The organism is Yinghuangia seranimata (assembly GCF_029953285.1).
GTDB classification, from domain to species: Bacteria; Actinomycetota; Actinomycetes; order Streptomycetales; family Streptomycetaceae; genus Yinghuangia; species Yinghuangia seranimata.
The window spans coordinates 35012-50051 of record NZ_JASAOI010000028.1 but is presented as its reverse complement, the minus strand read 5'-3'; the positions used below and the strand labels follow the sequence as shown (position 1 = coordinate 50051).

The following is a 15040-nucleotide window of genomic DNA, read 5'->3' as shown; positions in this document are numbered from 1 at the left end:
TAATCCCGAGATGAAAGCGGCGGGCCTCCGAGGGAGACCCGCCGCGACGCGCTACATCCGCTCTGGAGCGGACACCCCCAGCAGGTTCAAGCCGTTCGCGACGACGATCTGCGCCGCCTCGGCCAGCCACATCCGGGCGTAGGTGAGGTCGGTCGCGGGGTCGTCGCCCATCGGCATGATCCGGCAGTTGTCGTAGAAGCGGTGGTACACGCCCGCCAGCTCCTCCAGGTACCGCGCGACGTGGTGCGGCTCACGCAGCTCGGCGGCCTTCGCCACGATGCGGGGGAACTCGCCGAGCATGCTCAGCAGGTTCGACTCCCACTCGGTGGACAGCAGCTCGGGCTTGAACTCACCGCGCACGATGCCGAGTTCGGCGGCCTTACGCTTCACGCCACACATCCGCGTGTGCGCGTACTGCACGTAGTACACGGGGTTTTCATTCGTCGCACTCGTCAGAACATCAATATCCAACGTAATCGTCGAATCCGTGCTGGACCGCGCCAGCGAATACCGCGCCGCGTCCACCCCGATCCACTCCACGACATCGTCGATCGTGATGATGTTGCCGGCCCGCTTGGACATGCGGACCTCTTCACCGCCGCGCAGCATCTTCACGAACTGCCCGATGAGCACCTCGATGTTGTGCTGGGGGTCGTCCCCCGCACACGCGACGATCGCCTTGAGCCGCCCCACGTACCCGTGGTGGTCGGCCCCGAGCATGTAAACGCAGACCTCGTTACCCCGGTCCCGCTTCTCAAGGTAGTAGGCGGCATCCGACGCAAAATACGTCGTCTCCCCGTCCCCCTTGATCAGGACCCGGTCCTTGTCGTCCCCGAAGTCCGTCGTCCGGAGCCAGATCGCCCCGCCCTCGTCGTACACGTGCCCCTGGGCGCGCAGCCGCTCGATGGCCTTCTCCACCGCACCCGAGTCGTGCAGGCTCTTCTCCGAGAACCACACGTCGAAGTGCGCGCCGAACTCCTCCATCGACCGCTGGATCTCGGCCACCATGAGCCGGAGCCCGGTCTCGGTGAAGACCTGCTTCTGCTCGGCCTCGCTCTTGTCGAGGACACCGGGCACCTGCGCCACGATGTCCCGCGCGATGTCGTTGATGTACTCACCGACATATCCGTCCTCCGGCACCGGCTGCCCATTCGCAGCCGCCCGCAGCGACGAACCGAACTTGTCGATCTGCACACCCGCGTCGTTGATGTAGTACTCCGTACTCACATCCGCGCCGGCCGCCTTCAGGATCCGCGCGAGCGAGTCGCCGACCGCCGCCCACCGGACACCGCCGATGTGGATCGGACCGGTCGGGTTCGCCGACACGAACTCCAGGTTGATCTTGAGGCCCTGCAGCGCGTCGCCCCGGCCGTACACCTCACCGGCCCCGACGATCACCCGCGCCAGCTCGCCGGCGCTCCCGGCGTCCAGCGTGATGTTCAGGAAGCCCGGACCCGCGATGTCGACCTTCGCGACACCCTCGACGGCCCCCAGCCGCGCGGCGATGACCTGCGCCACCTCCCGCGGCGGCTTCCCGGCCGGCTTCGCGAGCTGCAGCGCGACATTCGTCGCGTAATCCCCGTGGTCCCGGTTCTTGGATCGCTCCACCGTCACCTGCCCGGGCACGGCAACAGCGAGCTCGCCCGCCTCCACGGACGCGCGCACAGCGGACAAGACAGCCTGGGAAAGTTCTTCGGGGGTCACGACACCCAAGCGTAAGCGAACCGGTCAGCGCCTCGCCCCTCAGTATCACTGGGCGGTACGCCGAAAGAGATCCGCGGCCCAAACGAGTGTCGCCCGTACCTAATCCCCCGGGGCGAGACCCCGCACCACCCGCACCAACATCTCCGGATCGAACGGCTTCGTCAGATACGCGTCCACCCCGGCCTCCCGGGCCCGCGCCAGATCCTGGCTCTGCGCGCACGCGCTGATCATCACGATCTTCAGGTGACTCGTCCGCGGATCCGCCTTCAACCGCGCCGCCGTCTTGATCCCGTCCAACCGCGGCATCATCACGTCCAACGTCACCAACTGCGGCCGCACCTCGTGCACCAGCCCGAGGCACTCCTCGCCGTCCACCGCCGTGGTGACCTCGAACCCCTCCAACTGCAAATTGACCGCGATGAGCCGCCGGATCACCTCGTCGTCATCCACGACAAGCACCCGCCCGGCCCCACTCCCCGGCCTCCCGCGCACACCCAGAGCCTAGGCCCCCCGCCCACCGAACGTGGCCGTATCGCCACATCCCACCCCGCCCCACCCTCCCCACCAAAACCCTGGCGCGAGCACCTCCCCCAAACTGGTAATGTTCAACCCGCCCCGAGCCCCCGTAGCTCAGGGGATAGAGCAACGGCCTCCGGAGCCGTGTGCGCAGGTTCGAATCCTGCCGGGGGCACTTCGATTCACCAGCGGATATGGCCCCTCACCAGGGGCCATTACTGTTTGTAGGGTCCAGACCATGTGCAGCCGTAGGCCACGCTGAGCCGCTGCTAATCACCGTTCCCGGTATGGGCTCGGTATGATCTTGATGCCCGTTTCCGCAGGTCAGACCCCGTTTCCCGGTATCCCCGCGGTATGAACGCCAACGAGCCCCCAGCGTAGCCGTGAGGGTCGTTGATCGGGCCGGATCGCTTGTCACCCGTCGCTCTGACCGCCCTCGTCGGGCTGGTCCGTCCTGTCGTCATCGGCGGGCCCGGAGTCCGTGCCGTACTCCTTGAACGCGTCGTCCATGACCTTGTTCGCGTTCTCGTCGTGCTCGTCGAGCTCCCATGAGTACCGCGTCATCATCACTTCGACGCTGTGGCCGGCCCGCTGGCGCTGGCCGACATGCTTCGCATCCCGCCGGGCGAGCCGATGTTCACGTTCGACGAGGTCCACACCGCCGAGCCGATGGCATCCAGGTCATCACCGACGACCGCGAAGCCGAAGTCGGCAGCAAGTACCGCAGCGCGATGGGCTCCACCCCCGCCGGCACTGCCGAACACTCCGCGGCCCACCGCGCCCACGTCGAAACCATGCGCGTCCACCGCAGCCAACCCGGAGGCTTCTGGGTCGCCGCCGCCAACCCGAGCGCCGCCACCGAAGCCCTCACCGGCAGCATCCCCATCGACCAGGTCCGCGGCCTCTTCGCCCTCTCGGACGGAGCTTCCCGAGCCGTCGACCGCTTCGAACTCACCGACTGGCAAGGCGCGCTGGAGATCCTCCGCCAAAAGGGCCCTGAAGCCCTCATCGCCCAAGTCCGCGCCGCCGAACACTCCGACCCAGCCGGCACCCGCTGGCCCGGCGGCAAGGCCCAAGACGATGCCACTGCCGCCTCGGTCAGGCCATCAGGCTTTTGACATCTGCCGCAACGCCCATGCAACACACGCCGTGTGTGTCAAACTCAAGGACGTTTCCCACCTGTAGGAGTTTGGCGAATCCGAATAGCATCCTTAACAGGTGAGCTCCTCATGCGAGGACGGCCCGGGAGGTGGAGCCCCGGGCCGTCCCATGAGGTGACTGAGGGTCCCGGTCGATCGATACGCGGCCGGGGCTCTCTCACGTTGCGAGAGAACACCGACGCCACCGGGGTGTGGTCCTCAGGCCTGCCGAGCCAACCAAGCAACGATCGATGCGACAGCTGCGATGAGCTTTACGCATGAGGTCACGCGGTCCATCCGTGAAGATCGTTGCAGATCCCCACCACGCGGTGCCTTAGGACGTGCCAATGTGCGCTCCTCCACATTGAGCTGCGTGGAGGCGGACCCTCCACACACCTTTTCGGCTTGGGGAGTCGCACGAGCGGTCGAAAGACAGACTCGATGACATGAACGGTACCCCCAACCCCGTTGACAGGAGGCCTCATCGGCAGCATTCGCGAGCAGTGCGGTGGTTGCCGCCGGGGCCGCATACGGGATCGCAACCGTCCCTCGCCGACAGTCGAATGCCCGCCATGATCTAGCGCAGCGCGCCGAGGGCTCACGTACCGCTGGTTACGGCGAGACGACGCGTACCGCGCCGACCGGCCTGCCGGCCGCTCCGGTGGAAGTTCCGGCCTTCCCCCGATCCCCCTAAGCGGTTCGTGACGACGCCTGCCACTCACCACACGTCCCCGACTTGGGTGCCCCAGGTCGCAGCTTGAGTGCCACTCACCCACGCGTGATCGCCTTTCGAACGATCAACTGCCGAATTGTTCCCTACTGGATCAAGGCGGCGCACCTGCGGTGCGCCGCGCGTGCGGCGAAGATGCCGTTCCCGGCGGTGCCCCACCCGATCGAACGGCGAAGAGCAACCGTGGTCACCTCCCCGAACCCCGGAGTGTTTGCCGTTCCTCGATAGGCGGGGGCCACCGGGAGCAAGCTCGGGGGCCCGCGGTGGGAAAAACGGGTGGGGGAGGCGCCCCGACCGTCGCCGGCCAGCTTACGGACCCCGTGCATGCTCCCGCCCCGCCGATTAAGGAACGGCAAACACTCCGGGCCCACCCTTCCGCCGGATGGTCATCCGGAACGCGCAGGACGCCGTCAAGGCCGCCAACTTCCTTCCGGCGCCGGTATCTTGATCGTCGTCGAGCTGCTGGAGGAGCCTGTGACTACACCTATCCGCGTCCTTCCCACAGCCTCGGTGGACTACGAGGCGGCGGCTGAAACGCTGGCCGCCTTGGGGTTTGACAGGCACGACTACCTCGCCGAACAGGCCCCGAACGAAGCGATCTGGTTGACGTCTGACGCCAACACGGTCATCCGGTGGGTCGAAGACGACCTGATCGACGTCACCTACATCGCCGTACTCGGCGCCGACGCCGAGGCCGTGGCCGAACGCATCCGAACCGCGATGCCAACAGACGACGTCGCGCAACTGCGGGCGAGGGCGATCGCGGATCGGGACCCGGGCCTCCTGATTGACGTTCTGTACCGCACCGCAGTTGTCGCTTGGTCCGGCTACGACCGCGAGGCCTTCGCCCTCTTGCGCTGGGGTCTGCACGACCCGGATCCGTTGCTACGACGTGCCGCGCTCGTGGCCGTCTCCATAACCCGCTGGCACGCCTTTGCCGAGGTCCTCCAAGACATCAGAACCCACGATCCTGACGACGAGGTCCGAGACCAGGCCGCACGCGTACACGAGCTCGTGCGCTCGGGAAATTGACCTTGCCCCCTGAGCCGCTCACTCCGTGATCGCGAAACCAGCGCGAAACGCCGCCCCCCGAATTGGCCCCTGATCCACGTTCCGCCACAGGTCAGAGGCCGGAATGGCGCACGGCGTCAGTGTCCCTCCGGAGCCGTGACGGCGCGGGTGCCTGGCGCCTACCGTTTGCCCATGGCAGAACAGGCCATCGGCGAAGTGCCGCTGTTTCGTGAGGCGTTTCCGGAGATGACCGCTGAGATCGTCGAGATGCTGCGCGCTGAAGGAGACGAGGCGTTCGCCGACCAGATCGCGGAACTTCGGTACTACGGACGCTGCCTGTGCACCCCGACGTGTAAAGGCCTGAGTACAGACAGCAGGAGACGTGGCAGCGGCCTCATGGTCATACTCCCCACCGAGGAGCCAGTCTTCTGGCTCGACGTGGACGACGCCGGCACCACAGTGCTGGCGATCGAGGTCCTGGACGGCCGGGCGGTGGAGCCTCAGCTCGGCATGGGCCCGGTATGAGCGAGTGCCACTCACGCCGAGCACGCCCGTGAGCTGCGGGAACTTTTGGGAAGGGAACACACTCCGGAGCCATGAGCCGACGGGTGTGCGTCCCACGGTTATTTCGATGGCTTGGGCAGAGGTGCTGATGTCACGATCGCTTACGTGAGAGAGCGTCCTGTACCGACGCGGGATGAGTGGATGCGTGTGTATCGACGGGTGCTTGAGACCCGGAGTGCAGAGGTGTCCGAGGACCGGCTGCGGGTCCTGGCCCGTGACGAGGTACTGACCGTGCGGGTCTGGACGGCCCGCAGTCGGCGTACCCCGGCGGATGCGCTTGCAGTGCTGGCTGAGGACCTCGACCACACCGTCCGGCACAACGTGGTGGGCAACCCCAACACCCCGGATTCGGCACTGCGATCGCTGGCGGAGCGCGAGGCGCAGCTATTGGGCGGTCGGGGCTTCAGCCACCGGGCGGTAATCGTCCACCATCCAAACGCCTCTGACGGACTTCGCGCGGAGCTTCTCGCAGTCGGAGCCTGCACGTGCCCTGGGCCATGCGGACGACGGCTCTTCCCCTCAGATTGATCCGAGCGACGGACAAGACTTCCAAGAGAGTCGTCTCCATCGACGGCGGCCACCTTGCCGGCCCACAAGCCCGATCCCGCACCGCCGAGCATGACTCCCCGCAGCCAGTTGCGGAAACCAGATGCGCGGACGTGACGGCGACGCCATGCTGCGGCCATGGAACACGATCCGCCGTTTCAAGGCCCCTATCCAGACCGTCCCGGCTATGGGCAGCCCGCGGTTCGGCCAGCTCGGTTCGTGGTCCGCGCCGAAAGCCGACCCGTGATCGTGACGTTCGAGTCGTGGCGTACTGAATACGTGATCCCCGTCGGCGACTACGTCGAGATCGAGTTCGACCTGTGGGTCAGCTCCCTGCTGCCGAGCCTCATCCACCACGAGGACGGCATCACCTGGGACGGAGTCGGCGCACATCCCACGGTCTGGAAGGACGGCCAGCTCATGCCCCTCACACCAGCGCGTCGGCCGCGTCGATTCGGGCCCCGGAGGACCCGGGACCTTGATGGGAACAGGCGGTGCGCCGGCTTCAGGAGTCGGCGGAGCAGGCACGGCCCGTGTGGGAACAGCAGCCGGAGCACGACGCGTTCCGGCGGTTCCTGAAGGCACAAGGCTGGAGTGCCATTACCTCGATCTACGTGATCCGCAGCGTGCAGGGCTGCGATCTCAAGGACGCCGTCCAGATTTATGACTCGTACTGGCACGAAGAACAAGGCCGAGGCGGGTGACGGGCGAGAGCTGCCGTCCAGCAGCTGAGTACAGCAACTGTGTTGGTCGGCATGGGCCACAGGTGGTGTGGTGTGGCCCGGCGGAGACCTGGATGACCGGGGTTGTCCGGTCCGGCGTGAGCTACGGATCAAAAGCGTTCGTCGTGGCGAGCCCTCGGTCCTAGGGTCCTGAGCATGGACTCACAGCCGCGTCGATCTGAGCAGTACCAGCAGCGGCGGATGGACGGCGGACCGTATCGATGTCCTTGCTGCCGGCTCGTGACGTTGGAGTCGTTCGCCTGCTTCGAGATCTGCCCGGAGTGCGGGTGGGAGGACGACGGGCAGGACGACTCCAACGCCGATCAGGTCTTGGGTGGTCCGAACGGGTCGATGAGTCTGGCTCAGGCACGCGAGGAGTACACGGCCTTCATCGCTGATGGGGTGGGCCCGGACTCGGTGAGCCGTGGTGGCGTGGGAAGTTGGTGGGCTGCGGCAAGGCGGTTCATGGACGAGCAACCGCATTGAGCAGCCACACACCGGGCAGGCCCCAGCAGGAGTTGTCAGCATGACCGACGTTGATGTTCCGGAGCACCTGATCAGCCTGAAGCTCGCGGCGGGCAGGGCGGCCGTGGCGCTGAGCGAGCATGTGCGGACGCATGGGCCGACGCAGGGCTGGGCCGCCGAGACGATGGCCGAGGGCATCGCGCTGCAACGAGAGTGCGACCGTGCGAACCTCGCCTTCCACCAGGCCCTTGAAGGCACAGCCTTCGCCTATCCGGGAGGTGACCGCACTGCGCGGATGGCTCTGGCGAAAGCTGCCGCCATGCGGGCCGAGCAGGAGCGTGCCAGAGGCGTGCCAGATGAGGGGATCCGGCACAGTGAATGAGGGTCAGGGGTTGGGTACGCGATCTTGGGTGGATGGGGCGTTGGTGCAGCTCAGGGGCCCTGTTGCGGTGATCGTGTAGCTGATTCCCAAGGTCAGAGCGCGAGTTCTGTCGGATGCTGGTTCGAGCCCAGTCGCTAGGTGATCAACTGGGCTGCCCTCGCCACCGCTTCCGCGGCGCTGGTTGTCTTGAGGATCTCCTCCAGGCCATCCGCCCCGTCGCTGTTGGCCACTAGGTAGTGGGCATCGGGGGTCAACCCGATCATGATTGGCAACACTTCCGCGTCCCAAGGCTCAACACGCGGCCCGGTACTGAAGCGCAGCCAGGCGTGGCTGGTGAACGGGTAAAACCGTCCCAGCGGGCTGGCCCGCGCCGTATTGACCAAGTCGAGCATGATCGGCGGGACCCATATTTTGCTGGGCACTCGGTGGCGGTCATCCCAGTGGGCTGCGGTGGCTGCCCGGCGGTCCCAGGCGTCATCCAACGATTCGGTCATGCTCGGATTCTGGCGTGCGCACGGTCATCAAGGAAGCGCTCGGGCACGATATGACCATGCTCGTGATCAAGCCCTGACCTGCATGTACATCGGTGCGTACATCCGCACTCCGGAGCCATTCGCCTGAGCGGCGTGCTGTACGCATGGGGGCAGCGCGGGCGCTTGGCACCGCTCACGGACGTTCGGCGTCTGCTCCCGTTGCCATGACACGCCCCAGAGGGCGGGGTCCGGCGCGGGAGGCGACGGCTGGGGTGGGAGGGGTCGGTCACGTCGGGTGTGATTGCGGTGCGGGGGTCGGGGTGGCGTGATGGCACACGTGATTCTGGAGCGGCATGAGTTCGATTCGCCCCGATCGGAGAAGAGGGTCTGGGCCGGGGGTCTGGGCTCGGTGTTGTGGCTTTCTGGCGTGGTGCTGCGGAGTCGTTGCCGGGCGAGGAGTGCGATGACTGGAACAGTCTGCGGCGACGCGTAAGGCTGTAGTCATGCGGTCGCTCTTCCGTTCGGCTCGACGATCAGGAGCGGGTAGTCACAATCGGCTCCTGTTCGTGGTCGCACGGTGTGTGCCGTTCGCGATCGCGCTGCTTGTGGTGGGGATTGAACTTTCACCCGCACACTTTCTGTACACCGGTCCTCTCCTGACCGCGACGCCGGCGCTGGCTGCGGTGACGATGGGGCCTAAAGGAACTATTTCGGCAGCGGCTGTCGCTCTGGCTGTCAGCGTGACTACTGCCACCTACAACCAGGCGTGGGGCACGCAGCAGGTCTACACCAATTTCCTGGCGATTTTCCTGGTGTCCGCAGCGAGTATCGCGACCAGTAGCGCGATGCATTCGCGCAGGCAGAGTGAACTCAACCAGGTACGCCGAATTTCCGCGGCGGCGCAAAGCGTCCTTCTGCGGCCGGTTCCCGACCGGCTGGGTTCGGTGCGGACGGCGAGCATGTACCTCGCGGCAGAGGCCGGCGCGCAGATTGGCGGTGACCTGTACGAGGCTGTGGAGACGCGGTACGGGGTGCGGATGATCGTAGGGGACGTACGGGGCAAGGGGCTGCCCGCGGTTCGCTCGGCCGCGGCTGTGCTGAGCGCCTTCCGGGAGGCCGTGCACTATGAGGATGACCTGTTGGAGGTCATCGACCACTGCGCGGCGGCGCTGCGACGGGAGCGTGCCATGCCGCTGGGGACGAGTCAGGACGACGAGAAGGACCCGACGGAATCGTTCGTCACCGTGATCGTGGCTCAGGTGCCCGACGACCACGTGGTGGAGCTGGTCAACCATGGCCACCCGGCGCCGCTGATGCTGCACCAGGGCAGGGTGCAGGCTTTGGTACCCACCTCAACAGAACCGCCCCTCGGGCTGGAAGACCTGGTCACCGGCCCTCCCGCCAAGGCGGCGAGCTATTCGTTCGCGCCCGGCGACCGACTGCTGCTGTACACCGACGGCGTGATCGAAGCCCGCAATCAAGACAGTGAATTCTTTTCCCTGTCCGAGGCCATGGAAGCGGCAAGCGCTTGCACCCCGCCGGATTTCCTGGAGGAGCTGCACAAGGCATTGCTTCGTCACACGCAAGGCCGCTTGGGGGACGACGTGGCGATGATCCTTGTTGACCGGCTCGACTGAGAATCCGACGAAGGCATCGACGGAGTGGCCTTGACGGCAGGCGGGGGCGATCGGTCGGGGCGCACGATGGCGGACCGGTCGTTTCGGTGGCGGTGGCTAGGCTCGCGAGTCATGTGGGATTCGGGAGAGTTGGTCGTTGGTGGGGGGCCTCAGCAGGGGGCGTTGAGGTTGGGGTGGGAGGAGGGGGATGAGTATGTGACGACCCTGGTCGCGACGGTTAGTGATGTTGGGTTGAGTGCGCGTGTCCGGGTGGCGACTTCGGCTGGGGCTGGGGGGTTGGCGGAGTTTCTCGGGGAGTTGGCCGAGGGGTTTCGCGGGTGGGAGGGGGCGCGGACGTGGGGGTCTTGGGGGCGGGAGCTTACGGCGTCGGCGGTGTTTCGGAGCGGCGGGCATGTGGCCATTACGTGGGCGGTCATGGGGCGCGGTGCTGGGGGTGAGGTGTGGCGGGCTGAGGTGACGACGGTGGTGGAGGCGGGGGCCGAGATGAGTGCGCTGGTGGTTGAGGTGGAGGCGTTGGTGGGTGGGGGTGGGAGTCAACGCTGATCACGCTGATCGCGGGGTGGATGCGACGGCGGGGGCGGCCGGTTGGGGGGCGGGTGCCCGTCGTGTGGGTGGTTGTTGGAAGGCCGTTGACTGGGGAGATAGTAAGCGCGCATAGTAAATGCATGGAGATGATGCAGCGGCAGCTGGAGCTGGAGATCGCGGGGGTCGGGGCGAGGGGTGTGGACGGGGCCTCGGGGGGCGGGGTCTCGCTCGGGGGTGGGCGGGCTTGGGTCGGGGTGGTGTGTCGGGAGCATGTGTGGCGGGGGGTGGAGCGCGGGATTGCGCAGTTGGGGCATGGGAAGAAGGCGCCGTTGCTGCGGATGAGTGCTGGGGACTGGCTGGTGTATTACTCGCCGCGGACGGCGTTGCGGGGTGGGGCGCCGTTGCAGGCGTTCACGGCTGTCGGGCGGGTGGTCGATGAGGTCGTGTGGCAGGCGGACGAGGGTGAGTTCAAGCCGTGGCGGCGGCGGGTCGAGTACGTCGGTGGGGCGACGGAGGTCGGAGTCGCGGAGTTCGGTGGGGAGTTGGCACTGACGGCCGGGCCGAACTGGGGGTACCAGCTGCGGCGCGGGTTGGTGGAGCTGAGTACGGAGGACTTCGCGCTGATCAGTGCGGCTATGGTCGAGGGATGAGCGCGCGCGGGGCACAGGGGTCGGACGACGCGGCAGCCGGCGAGGGCCGGGGGCCGCACGGGGTTCGCCGGCTGGCCAGCGGGTTCGCTCATGCGGAGGAGAGCCCGGGGCTGCTGTTGTGGCAGGTGACCAACCGCTGGCAGGCGGCGCAGCGGGCGGCGCTCAAGCCGTACGAGCTGACGCATGTGCAGTTCGTGCTGCTGGCCTCGCTGAGCTGGTTGCAGGCCGAGGGGCCGGTCACGCAGAAGCGGCTGGCGGACCACGCGTCCACGGATCCGATGATGACGTCGCAGGTGCTGCGGACGCTCGAGTCGCGCGGGCTGGTCGAACGCATGCCTCATCCGCACGACGGCCGCGCGCGTGCGCTGGCGGTGACGGCCGAGGGGCGGGCTCTGGCGGACCAGGCGGTGGCGGTTGTGGAGGCGTGCGACGCGGCGTTCTTCGCCGCGTTGGGGGATGGAGTTGGGGCGTTTGCGCGGGCGATGAGGGTTTTGAAGGGCGCCGCTCAGGGTTATTGATGGCGCGCTCAGGCGGCTAACGCGGCTGATTTTGCTGGGAGTTGGGCCTTCGCCCCGGGCGCGCTGGTCGGGCGGCCCAGGACGCGCCGGGGCCGCCCCGCCCGGGGTCGCTCGGGCGGGGCGGCGGTGGGGTGTGGCTCAGTGCGCGAAGGCGCGCAGGACCGGCCAGGTCTTCGGGCCGAGGTAGCCGTCGGGGTAAAGGCCGTGGCGGCGCTGGAAGTCGGCGACGGCGTTCTTGGTGTTGTAGCCGTACCAGCCGTCGACGGACAGGTTGTAGCCGACCGAGTCGAGGAGGCACTGGGCCTCGGCGTTGTCCCAGCTCCAGCCGTTGTAGGAGGGGACCTTGGTCAGCGTGTACGAGAAGCCGTACGTGTAGTAGCCGGTGCCGTCGATCGTGTAGCCGTCGCCGCAGTCGTAGGTGCCGGCGGCCGACGCGGTGCCGGCGGTGGCGACGGCGCCGACGCCCGCCATGAGCGCGGCGGCGACGGCGAAGCCGACGGCCTTCTTCTTGATCTGCATGGAAATCGCCTTCGTGGTCAGGGGCTTGGGGGTTGAACGACGAACGGGGAGGTTTCCCGCCGCCACGTGATCAAGCCTGGAGGACGTCTCCGGCCAAGATCGATGCTGGAATGGCGGTGTGGGACGCCTCCCCGTCCCACGGCGCGCTGACCTGCGGTTTGGGATGTCTCAAGGCGGCGTCGGGGTACGGACCAACCGGGTTGGAACGCGTCGATTCCGGTACGATGCACGGCCGTTCCCCGGGGTTTCCGCATGTTCACCTGACGTCCATGCACGCGCGCCTCCTGCGGCTTCATGAGGTCCGATGGGATCGGTGTGGAAACCCCTGCCCGAGGAACTTTCAGGCCCGGCACGGCTCTTGGTGGAGCGGATGCGCGGGGCGAAGGACGAACGCGGGCTGTCGCTCTCGGATTTGGCGGCGCTGACGCACTACAGCCGGGCGTCGTGGCAGCGGTGGCTGAGCGGTTCGCGGCTGGTGACGCCGTTCGCGTTGGACGCGTTCGCGGTGGCGGCGGAGCTGGATCCGGTGCCGCTGCGGGCGCTTCTGGAGATGGCGAAGGCGGAGTCGACGGAGGGCTCGGGGACGACGGGGGCGTCCGTGGTGGAGGGGATGCCGGAACACCCGTCAGAAAGACCGGACTTGCGGAAGGAACGGCGTCGGGTCCACCCCGGGCTGGTCGGCGCGGGTGCCGCGAGCGCGCTGTTCACGCTGGTGGCGTTGCTGCTGGCAGCGCTCGGCGTGCTGCGGTTCGGGCACTGACCGAGCGGGGCCGGCTCAGCGGCAGGCGCGCAGGACGTCGACGGTCTCGGTGAGCCCCAGGTCGGCGGCCGCCTTGGTGAGCGCCTCGTCGAGGGTCGTGCGGTACGTGGGCGCGGCCTCGGCGTGCCGGGCGCGGCCCTCGTCGGTCACGACGGTGTAGACGCCGCGCCGATCCTTGGGACACAGGTCGCGGCGGGAGAGCCCGTCGGCCTCGAGGCGCGCGACGAGGCGGCTGACGGAGCTCTGGTTGAGGCCGATGCGGTCGGCGAGTTCCTGCATGCGCAGTTCGCCGTCGTCGGCGACGGTGAGGTGGCACAGCGCGCGGTATTCGGACAGGCCCAGGTTGTGGCTGCGCTGGAGCGCGCGCCCGAGCTCGTGTTCGACGCGGGCGTGGAGGGTGATGAGGGCGTCCCATTTGCGCGGGTCCATGCCGGTGCCCGCTTCGACGGTCTCCGGGTCCGCTGCGGTGGCGCTCATGCGGCCCTCCTCACGCTCGCTGTTGACACGATCTTACATGCGTGCGCAACATATGCATGCGCAAGCAATAAATGCAGGCACATGCATCTAGGCAGTGACGAGGAGAGCGCCATGTCCCCGCAGCTCGAAGTGACCCCCGCCGGCACCACGATCGAGAAGGTCGCCACGACGCCGGACTGGTACGAGCCGTACAACATCTCCCAGGCCATCCGGGCCGGCGGGCTCATCTACGTGTCCGGGCAGGCCGGGTTCGACGCGTCCGGGAAGACGGTCGAAGGCGGGTTCCTCGAGCAGGGCCGCCAGGCGTTCCGGAACCTCCAGACCGTGCTCGCCGAGGCCGGCGCGACGCTGGCCGACGTCGTCAAGGTCGGCGTCTTCGTCCGCGACATGGCCGTGCACCTCGACGAAGTCATCCAGCTGCGCGAGGAGTTCCTCAGCAAGCCGTATCCGGCCGACACCCTCCTGGAGGTCGTCTCGCTCGCGCAGCCGGACTGGCTGATCGAGGTCGAGGTCACCGCCGTCGACCGCGGTGCCGGCGCGCGCTGACGGTTCGTCCGCAGCAACCACCCTTAAGGAACGAGGACTTCGAAGGATGGACGACACCGTGTCGAACGCGCTGCTCACCCCGTACCGCCGCGACCGCCTCGACCTCGCCAACCGCATCGCGCTCGCACCCATGACCCGCGGGCGGGCGGACGACGGGACCGGCGTGCCGAGCCCGCTGGCGCCGACCTACTACCGACAGCGGGCCGGGGCCGGGCTGCTGATCACCGAAGGCGTGTACGTCGACCCGCTCGGCAAGGCCGGGCCGGGCATTCCGAGCCTGCGGACCGCCGACCAGGTCGCCGGGTGGCGCGCCGTGACCGAGGCCGTGCACGAGGTGGGTGGCACCATCTACGCGCAGCTGTGGCACGTCGGGCGCATGACGCACCCGACGACGCTCGGCGGCGAACTGCCGGTGGCGCCCTCGGCGGTACGGATCGACAACGCGCAGATCTTCACGCGGGACGGGCTGCTCGACCACGTCACGCCGCGCGCCCTGACGGTGCGTGAAATCGCGGGCGTCGTCGAGGCGTTCGCGGCGGCGGCGGAAAACGCGGTGGCGGCCGGGTTCGACGGTGTCGAGATCCACAGCGCGAACGGATATCTGCTGCAGCAGTTCCTGGCCGAGAACAGCAACGTGCGCGGGGACGCGTACGGCGGTTCGCTCACCGGACGGCTGCGGTTCCCCGTCGAGGTGGTCGAGGCCGTGGCGGGCGCGGTCGGTGCGGACCGGGTCGGGCTGCGGGTGTCGCCGGACAACGACGAGAACCAACTCGCCGAGGCCGACGCGCAGGAGACCTACCGGGCACTGGTCGCCGCGGTCGCGCCGCTCGGGCTGAGCTACCTGCACGTGCTCGAACGCGGACGGTACGGCGCCCAGGCCGACCTGCGGCCGCGGTGGGACGGCACGCTGATCGCCAACCACAACGGGCCGACGCCGAACAGCCCGGAAAACGGCGAGCGCGTGCTGGCCGCGGGGCATGCCGATCTCGTCGCGTTCGGACGGCTGTTCATCAGCAACCCGGACCTGCCCGCGCGGCTGGCCGCGGGCGTGCCGCTGGCGCCGCCGGCCACCGAAAACGTCTACGGCGGCGGCGAAGCGGGCTACACCGACTACCCGGCGCACGAGGGGCGGGTGGTGACCCCGGTCGCCTGACAC

The 15040-nt window shown here is 67.8% G+C and carries 19 protein-coding genes and 1 tRNA gene; 14 read left to right on the top strand and 6 right to left on the bottom strand.

The annotated features are described in order from the left end of the window. Nucleotides 1–51 precede the first annotated feature (51 nt). Both argS and QI554_RS18570 read right to left on the bottom strand, forming a co-directional pair. Nucleotides 52–1665, bottom strand: a complete 1614-nt coding sequence (argS, locus tag QI554_RS18575; RefSeq protein WP_281471168.1) for an arginine--tRNA ligase — start codon at nt 1663–1665, stop codon at nt 52–54. Nucleotides 1666–1803: 138 nt separating this feature from the next. Continuing rightward, nucleotides 1804–2196 carry a response regulator gene (locus QI554_RS18570; RefSeq protein ID WP_281471167.1) on the bottom strand — a complete coding sequence of 131 codons (393 nt, stop codon included), beginning with the start codon at nt 2194–2196 and terminating at the stop codon, nt 1804–1806. Nucleotides 2197–2323: 127 nt separating this feature from the next. Between QI554_RS18570 and QI554_RS18565 the strand changes: the two genes are divergently transcribed. After that, nucleotides 2324–2395, top strand: a tRNA-Arg gene (locus QI554_RS18565). Between the two features lie 239 nt (nt 2396–2634). Here QI554_RS18565 and QI554_RS18560 read toward each other — a convergent pair. Then, nucleotides 2635–2877, bottom strand: coding sequence for a hypothetical protein (locus QI554_RS18560; RefSeq protein ID WP_281471166.1), 243 nt, complete (start codon nt 2875–2877; stop codon nt 2635–2637). A 74-nt stretch (nt 2878–2951) separates the two neighbouring features. Between QI554_RS18560 and QI554_RS18555 the strand changes: the two genes are divergently transcribed. From QI554_RS18555 to QI554_RS18530, 6 genes are all read left to right on the top strand, one after another. Next, a complete protein-coding gene (locus QI554_RS18555; RefSeq protein ID WP_281471165.1) occupies nt 2952–3338 on the top strand; it encodes a hypothetical protein in 387 nt (128 codons plus the stop codon). A 1195-nt stretch (nt 3339–4533) separates the two neighbouring features. Then, nucleotides 4534–5121, top strand: a complete 588-nt coding sequence (locus QI554_RS18550; protein ID WP_281471164.1) for a HEAT repeat domain-containing protein — start codon at nt 4534–4536, stop codon at nt 5119–5121. 171 nt (nt 5122–5292) lie between these two features. Continuing rightward, on the top strand, nt 5293–5625 hold the full coding sequence (locus QI554_RS18545) for a hypothetical protein (protein ID WP_281471163.1): 333 nt from the start codon (nt 5293–5295) through the stop codon (nt 5623–5625). A 1079-nt stretch (nt 5626–6704) separates the two neighbouring features. Further along, entirely contained in the window at nt 6705–6914 is a 210-nt protein-coding gene (locus QI554_RS18540; RefSeq protein ID WP_281471162.1) for a hypothetical protein, read from the top strand. 174 nt (nt 6915–7088) lie between these two features. Further along, nucleotides 7089–7418, top strand: coding sequence for a CPCC family cysteine-rich protein (locus QI554_RS18535; RefSeq protein WP_343230793.1), 330 nt, complete (start codon nt 7089–7091; stop codon nt 7416–7418). A gap of 40 nt (nt 7419–7458) precedes the next feature. Beyond that, the gene (locus QI554_RS18530; RefSeq protein ID WP_281471161.1) at nt 7459–7779 is read left to right on the top strand and encodes a hypothetical protein; all 321 of its coding nucleotides are present in this window, start codon (nt 7459–7461) and stop codon (nt 7777–7779) included. Nucleotides 7780–7913: 134 nt separating this feature from the next. Here QI554_RS18530 and QI554_RS18525 read toward each other — a convergent pair whose 3' ends face one another. Continuing rightward, complete coding sequence (locus QI554_RS18525; RefSeq protein WP_281471160.1) at nt 7914–8273, bottom strand: DUF6193 family natural product biosynthesis protein; 360 nt, start codon at nt 8271–8273, stop codon at nt 7914–7916. Nucleotides 8274–8833: 560 nt separating this feature from the next. Here QI554_RS18525 and QI554_RS18520 point away from each other — a divergent pair. The 4 genes from QI554_RS18520 to QI554_RS18510 all read left to right on the top strand — a co-directional run bounded on the left by QI554_RS18520 (nt 8834) and on the right by QI554_RS18510 (nt 11582). Then, the gene (locus QI554_RS18520; RefSeq protein WP_343230792.1) at nt 8834–9889 is read left to right on the top strand and encodes a PP2C family protein-serine/threonine phosphatase; all 1056 of its coding nucleotides are present in this window, start codon (nt 8834–8836) and stop codon (nt 9887–9889) included. 66 nt (nt 9890–9955) lie between these two features. Next, nucleotides 9956–10432 carry a DUF6228 family protein gene (locus QI554_RS43575; RefSeq protein ID WP_425528008.1) on the top strand — a complete coding sequence of 159 codons (477 nt, stop codon included), beginning with the start codon at nt 9956–9958 and terminating at the stop codon, nt 10430–10432. A gap of 122 nt (nt 10433–10554) precedes the next feature. Beyond that, complete coding sequence (locus QI554_RS18515; protein WP_281471158.1) at nt 10555–11064, top strand: EVE domain-containing protein; 510 nt, start codon at nt 10555–10557, stop codon at nt 11062–11064. Continuing rightward, on the top strand, nt 11061–11582 hold the full coding sequence (locus QI554_RS18510; protein ID WP_281471157.1) for a MarR family winged helix-turn-helix transcriptional regulator: 522 nt from the start codon (nt 11061–11063) through the stop codon (nt 11580–11582). Before QI554_RS18515 ends, QI554_RS18510 begins: the two co-directional genes overlap by 4 nt. Before the next feature lie 138 nt (nt 11583–11720). Here QI554_RS18510 and QI554_RS18505 read toward each other — a convergent pair whose 3' ends face one another. Next, nucleotides 11721–12101 (bottom strand): peptidoglycan-binding domain-containing protein, encoded by a 381-nt coding sequence (locus QI554_RS18505; protein WP_281471156.1) that lies wholly within the window; start codon nt 12099–12101, stop codon nt 11721–11723. A 370-nt stretch (nt 12102–12471) separates the two neighbouring features. Here QI554_RS18505 and QI554_RS18500 point away from each other — a divergent pair, with 370 nt between their 5' ends. Then, nucleotides 12472–12861: a helix-turn-helix domain-containing protein gene (locus QI554_RS18500; protein WP_281471155.1), complete on the top strand. Its 390-nt coding sequence runs from the start codon at nt 12472–12474 to the stop codon at nt 12859–12861. Nucleotides 12862–12876: 15 nt separating this feature from the next. Here QI554_RS18500 and QI554_RS18495 read toward each other — a convergent pair whose 3' ends face one another. Then, on the bottom strand, nt 12877–13338 hold the full coding sequence (locus QI554_RS18495; protein ID WP_425528007.1) for a MarR family winged helix-turn-helix transcriptional regulator: 462 nt from the start codon (nt 13336–13338) through the stop codon (nt 12877–12879). A gap of 111 nt (nt 13339–13449) precedes the next feature. Here QI554_RS18495 and QI554_RS18490 point away from each other — a divergent pair, with 111 nt between their 5' ends. Beyond that, nucleotides 13450–13884 (top strand): RidA family protein, encoded by a 435-nt coding sequence (locus QI554_RS18490; protein ID WP_281471154.1) that lies wholly within the window; start codon nt 13450–13452, stop codon nt 13882–13884. 46 nt (nt 13885–13930) lie between these two features. Continuing rightward, a complete protein-coding gene (locus tag QI554_RS18485; protein WP_281471153.1) occupies nt 13931–15037 on the top strand; it encodes an alkene reductase in 1107 nt (368 codons plus the stop codon). The last annotated feature ends 3 nt before the right edge of the window (nt 15038–15040 follow it).